Source organism: Acinetobacter sp. ANC_7654, from assembly GCF_056779855.1.
Genome location: NZ_JBWYIR010000009.1, coordinates 151,309 through 157,684 on the forward strand (window position 1 = coordinate 151,309; position 6,376 = coordinate 157,684).

A 6,376-nucleotide genomic window follows, 5' to 3' on the forward strand; every position below is an offset into this window, starting at 1 on the left:
TATGCGTAATCAACTTCATAAACTGTTCATGACCTTAGCATTAACAGGCTCTTTAGTCGGCTGTGCGGCTGTAGTGAAAACGCCTTATCAAGCTCCTGCAGTCAATATTCCACAGGGCTTTCAAAACAGCCAGCAACTCAGCCAAAATATCCACCAACAGGCTTTTCATGATCAATGGTGGACATTATTTGGTGATGCACAGCTCAACCAATTGGTTGAACAAGTAATTGCCCGTAATACTGATTTAGCTGTTGCTGGGATTAATTTGCAACAAGCACGCATTCAAGCCAAGCAATCTGAAAGTCAGCAAGGTGTGCGTATTGGCAATGCAGGTGCATCGGTCGGTCATCGCTTTAGTTTAGATGGTGATGGCGATTCTTCAAATGGTATTTCACTGAACTATCCTGGCTTAAGCTATGAGCTAGACTTGTTCGGTAAATTGGCCAATCAAACTGAAGCCTCTCGATGGGAAGCGCTTGCGACTGAGCAAGATTTACAAGCCACTGCACAAAGCCTGATTGCGACAACTGCACAATTGTATTGGCAATTGGGATATCTCAACGAACGCCTATCTGTGGCTCAACAAAATTTGGCGAGTACGCAGAAAACTTATGAATTAGTGCAAACCCAGTATCGAGCTGGGGCGGTATCAGGTCTTGATTTAACATCAGCTGAACAAGCTGTTCAAAGTCAAAAAGCTACGTTAAGTCAGATCGAACAGCAAAAAGTTGAAACTCGAACTGCTCTTGCGGTATTGCTCAATCAACCTGTGCAACAGTTGAATATCTCGGAGCCACAGCGTTTACCACACTCTGCCCTACCGCAAATTCAATCGGGCTTACCAGCTGAGCTTTTATCGCGCCGTCCTGATTTGCAAGCAGCCGAGTTACGTTTACGCAAAGCACTTGCCAATAAAGATGCGAATAAAGCCAGTTATTACCCTTCGATTAATTTAACGGGTAGTATAGCTACTGGAGGCTCAAGCACTTCGCTCAGCAATGTTCTGTCGAATCCTGCGGCAATATTGGGTGCGGGTCTTACACTACCCTTCTTGCAATGGAATGACATGAAACGTGATTTACGTGTGAACGAATTGGATTATGAAAAGTCAATTATTCAATACCGTCAGACCTTATACAAAGCTTTTGCCGATGTTGAAAATGCGTTATCTGCACGCAATGAAATAGACAAACAAGTCGCTTTACAAGAACGTAATGTTCAACTCGCTGAGAAAACGGAACAACTCACGCAAGTGCGTTATAAGAATGGTGCGATTGCGCTGAAGAACTTGATCGATGCCCAGCGCACTACTCGTGAAGCACGTTTGAGTTTGGTTCAAGCCAAACAGACTCAGTACAATGCTTATGTGATGTTACTGCAAGCATTGGGTGGCAGTCCGATTCAGCAGTTACCGTGATTTCAAGTAAAAAAGCCCGCAAGGGCTTTTTTTAAACTGATCTATTTTCAAGTTGTCTTTCAAACTACAAATACCAAAAATTTGATCATCACAATATTACAAAACCGAACTTTCTCTATTTTTATACTTTTATTATGATATCTAATATAATTTCTTTAATTTGCTGAATAATAAGATGATCAAACAAAATTTAGTTGCTCTTTTATGTTCTACAATTGCTCTGACTGCTTGTGCAAAATCTAAGACTGAATCAGCAATTTCAGAGCCAACATCAAAACATTCTGTAAGTTCTAAACAAGACCCTGTTTTACAAAAGAGAATTGATCAGCTAGTTGAAAAAACTAAAAAGAATATGATTTTTGTTGAAGGTGGCGAATATCTCATGGGAGACTTCGGACTTGTTACTCCTGAACTTGAAAAAACTGTTCCAAATAGTGCAGCTTTAAAAAATCCAAAAGGAAATACTTTAGATCCTCACGAACAAAAACTACCTTTTACTCCTGATGATGATAATAAGCCTCCTCACAAGGTAATACTTGATTCATTTGAAATGACTAATAATAAAATTACATTAGCTGATTTTTTAATTTATCTAGATGCAAATAACATTACTCATCCAGAATATTTAGACGATTATCCTAAAGCAGTATTCGATAAATTGCCAGCTGGTGCCAATTGGCAACAAAGTCAAAATTATTGTATATGGTTAGGTAAACAAATAGGGAAAAAAATGAATTTGCCAACTGAAGCACAATGGGAATATGCAGCTCGTAATAAAGGGCAATATGTTGCCTATGCAACCAACAATGGCAATATAGAAAATGGCGTTAATGTTTTCAGCTTTTCTCAATATAGAGAAATTGGTGAGAAATATGGATATCATAACTTTAGTCACCTGCCTGTATTAGGAGAAACTCCACCTAATCCTTTAGGTTTCTATGATATGGTCACTAATAATAAAGAATGGGTCCTCGATTGGTATGATGAAGATTATTATAAAACATCCGAGATAAATAACCCTAAAGGACCTAAATTTGGACAATTTAAATCTGTAAGAAGTTCAGCGGCTCAAGGAGGTGATAATGCAAAACATGGAGAGGGTATCAACATAGTTAGGAAAAAAGCTGATCCTAAAGCTGTAAGTGAAGGCACTGATGGTAAAATCCGCGATGCAAGTAAATCTTTTTCATTTAGATGCACAGCTTAAATTTTTAATGAGATTCTAATTTCCTAATTTAAATTTAGAATCTCATGAAATTAAGCGTTATAAGATTGATGAGGATTATCATTTTCTAAATCATCAAACATTTCTATATCTGAAGCTATTAGTAAATCATTGTCACTACCAGAATTATCACTTTCAAAAGCAATTAAGTTATATTCTGGGCTATCTAGAGTTACAATTGCTGCACCTAATGGATATTTTTCTATTAACGAGCATCTGAGTCGAATATACTCATCTAAGAGTGAATTGCCTGTTTTTGGTGGGGATATACATGATCGACCTTCACTAATTGCATCATTTACCTCATACTGGTTGGCTAACATTCTACCATTATTGAGAAAGAAGATAACTCGAGACTCCATCCAAGCAATTGACTCTTTAGACTTCGCACCATTAGGAGTCATATGTTGCAATGTATTATCCCAAGCTGATTTAGTCACAATAGATTTAAAAATTGTTATAATCGCTTTTTTCCGCTCAGGCATGAAATGCAGTTCTATATTATTTACGTCTATTTTTGGCCGATCGAATAGATTTGAAAAAGTCTCGTCATTCATTAATGCAAATAACAAAATACCTTTTGCTTCAGGTGTCGCATAAAGTAAAAAGTTAGAACTATTATTAATTCTTATAGCAAGTTCTTTTATCTCTCTCGATTTTTTGAACTTATTAGATAAAGTGATATACATTTCTTCAATTTGTTCAACTGTATGGTACGCAAGTTTTATACCCTCAATAATTGTTACCAGCTGAATTTCCTTCCAATAAGTAAATGCATCTTCAGCAATATAAGGTAATAATTTAGTCCCATTTTGAATTAGTTGATAATTTAAACATTTATTGAATTGAACTAACGTATTTGCACCGACAGTTAGTTCAATTTCCCCTTTAGCTCCAACGCCTGCACAAAGTGAGGCTTTAGCTTTAACTCGAAATTGCCCATCTCTAAAATAAATTTCAAAATTATATCCTGCGCCACCACCAATCTGACCAGTTAATTTTGGTGTTACAGACGCAATATTTTCAAATTTTTTGGATTCTGGTGACAGCCATTCTAGGCCTACTCCAACTTTTATCCCTCCCTCTGCACCAGCAAATACATCTATTCCTGCTTTAGCATTAGCATTCACACCTTTCTGTGATTTAACTTCTTCCCCTTCTTTAGCAACAACAAAAGTCGGGCGTTTATTCCTATTATCATAGTTTTCTGATAATGAACTTGAATTATGCTCTATGTTCCCATCTGCAGAAAGCTCAGGTTCACCTGCTAAACTGAAACCTAAATTAAGACCAATTCCCAAAGCAGCCTTAGCACCTACAAAGGCACTTACTTCACCACTAATTATAGATCTCATCGCTCCCAAATAAATATCTCTATATTTAAGACTAAATCCTGCTCGACTGGGAATACATAAATTAGCTTTGAAGGCTTTTTCAACTAGTACAAGCTTTCCTTGTGCAGTTGCATTAACTTTAACTCCAATCTCTCCTTTTAGAGGATTCCAATTAGCACTACCTGATGCAGATGCGCCACCTACTGCTCTTAACCATTGCGCATCCCTAGTTGTATCAAACGAATCGGAATGTTGAATATTCTCATAGAAAGCGCCACCTACACCATTTGGCCAATCTGCATACCCATCTTTTTTAAACCATTCATATTTAACCAGATCTAAATTCACTTTCTTAAGTTCTTCAAATCCAGCCTTTTGTAATTCTGGCGTGATTTTCTTATTCTTAACAGAATCTTGAAGTCCTTGGGTCAATTTATCTATTTTAAAATTAGCTTTGTTAAGACGTTCAAGCTTGTATTTTTGGTAACGAGACATTCTCAGATATTTGCGTTTAAAGCCCGATTGAACTCGATTAGAATCTTTAACGGAATGCGACGTAGCAACAAATAATTCCACCAAATCATTTTTGGCTTTATAATTTGTATTTAAATGAGTTTGTATTTTTTTATCTACTTCATCTATCTCTTTATCTAATTTCGCAATCTCTGCTTGATTTGCTTCACGGTTCTCTAGCAATAAAGCTCTTCTTTCTTTAAGCTCGACTGAATTATATATAACAGTCTCCAATTCCGAACTTTCTTTCTCAAACTTTGCAAAATTTTGAGGATCTAAAACACATACTTCACAGTTTAACAAATCAAATAGAAACGGTAATTTTGTAGATTGTTGCAAATTTGCTTTTGTATCAGCAGGTTTTTCAGTTTGAGCTTTAACAGCAGGCCATTTTATAGTTTGATAATTATTTGTTGAAAATGAAAAATATGGCGTAATCGAATCTAATTCCACTTGTTTTTCAATCTCCCCCTTTTTAAATTTTACAAAAATCACCTCACCTTTAATGGTATAAATAACAGGAGTTAACCCCTTAATATTTGTCTTTTTAATTTTTATATCACTTCTAGAAATTTTTTTAGGTTTGTTATTTTCCAATGTATATAAATCAAATTCTACATTTGATAATGGTTTTTGAGTATTTGCATCGATAAGCTTATAGCAATAGTACTGCTTCACTTGAATATCTAAACTTATTAATGAATTAACATTTTTAGTGATTTCAAAACCATGCAATAAAATATCAGAGTTTTGTTTAATCCGTGAAATCTTATTAGTTTGACCATTTCGTGATAACCATATTGCATACTTACCTATGGGTAAATCAATAATTTCTGTATAGCCATCATTATTTGTCTTTGAAGATCTACTTTTATAATGAGAAATAATCTCTTTTCTATCAGGAAATATATTTTTTGGGTTACCTAATTTTATTTTTTGATCTAATATATATTTATTAAACTCTTTAACATTATGTTCAGCTTTCTCAATATTAGCTAGTGTAGGTATACCAAAAATAGAATTTTGTTTTTCTTTTTCAAAATCATTTATACTCTGATCATATTTAGTAATTATATAATTTGTATTTGAAATATTTGTAACCTTACCAGTCGGTAACTCTTTAATAAATAATTTTAATCTTATTTTACTCATTTGTATTTTCTCTTAAGATTTGATAGCTATTATTTTCTTCTGGTAAATCCTCAAGTGTAATAGACACTTGCTGTGGTCCTTTTGTAACAATTTTTTTCGTTCTACCCTGATCATTAGTTTTACCTGCTATTTCCTCACCACTTGGCAAAGTAATTACATACTTACGATTTTTTATAGGTTTACCTACGGCATTTTTTGCAATATAGGTTAGATAATAATCAGGTAGTAAAGCTAATTCAGGCTGTCGTGTATTGACTTTCTCACCTCCAATAAACTTATGTTGCCCCGCCTTCGCTTCAAACTTCCCGCCCGTGGTTGGTAATATCCCAGAACTATTTAGTTTCACTTGAGAGCCGCCTGCAGTTAGATTAATTTCATTCGGACTGGTGATATAAATCGTATCTTCCGTGGAAATAATCTGCACACCCTTTCTGGCAATCAGATCAGCACCATCCCCTTGAGCTTGAATCTCGATCTTGCCTTTCCCTGCATACAGTCGTGCTCCTTCTTGAGCGGCAAATAAGCTGATCTTTTTACTGGCATGACTGAGGATGCTGTCTTGGGTGCTGGTGTTAACGCTTCCTTGTGCAATCTGGTTGATCTGCCCATCTGCACTGAGGTGGATGTCTTCGTTACTTTCTATTGCAATTGAACTTGGTGAAGCCAAGAGCATGATCGCTTGTTTGAAAGCTGCGGCTTTGCTTTGGTCTTCGCTCTCTAAGTTCTTGAGATAGC

Annotated in this window: 4 protein-coding genes; 2 read left to right on the top strand and 2 right to left on the bottom strand. The window is 35.7% G+C overall.

Going from position 1 to position 6,376, the window contains the following annotated elements; genetic code table 11:
• The first annotated feature begins 1 nt into the window (after position 1).
• Positions 2-1,417: an efflux transporter outer membrane subunit gene (locus tag AC1M86_RS11045; RefSeq protein WP_481587143.1), complete on the top strand. Its 1,416-nt coding sequence runs from the start codon at positions 2-4 to the stop codon at positions 1,415-1,417.
• A gap of 175 nt (positions 1,418-1,592) precedes the next feature.
• A complete protein-coding gene (locus AC1M86_RS11050) occupies positions 1,593-2,624 on the top strand; it encodes a formylglycine-generating enzyme family protein (RefSeq protein WP_481587142.1) in 1,032 nt (343 codons plus the stop codon).
• A gap of 50 nt (positions 2,625-2,674) precedes the next feature.
• Here AC1M86_RS11050 and AC1M86_RS11055 read toward each other — a convergent pair whose 3' ends face one another.
• Both AC1M86_RS11055 and AC1M86_RS11060 read right to left on the bottom strand, forming a co-directional pair.
• Positions 2,675-5,641, bottom strand: coding sequence for a hypothetical protein (locus AC1M86_RS11055; RefSeq protein WP_481587141.1), 2,967 nt, complete (start codon positions 5,639-5,641; stop codon positions 2,675-2,677).
• On the bottom strand, positions 5,634-6,376 hold a 743-nt coding region (locus tag AC1M86_RS11060; RefSeq protein WP_481607949.1), incomplete at its 5' end, for a DUF2345 domain-containing protein. The genes AC1M86_RS11060 and AC1M86_RS11055, both read right to left, overlap by 8 nt.

Bases quoted from the DNA above. Each gene is read 5' to 3' on its own strand.
- AC1M86_RS11045 (WP_481587143.1), top strand. From the start codon at position 2: ATGCGTAATCAACTTCATAAACTGTTCATGACCTTAGCATTAACAGGC.
- AC1M86_RS11050 (WP_481587142.1), top strand. From the start codon at position 1,593: ATGATCAAACAAAATTTAGTTGCTCTTTTATGTTCTACAATTGCTCTG.
- AC1M86_RS11055 (WP_481587141.1), bottom strand. From the start codon at position 5,641: ATGAGTAAAATAAGATTAAAATTATTTATTAAAGAGTTACCGACTGGT.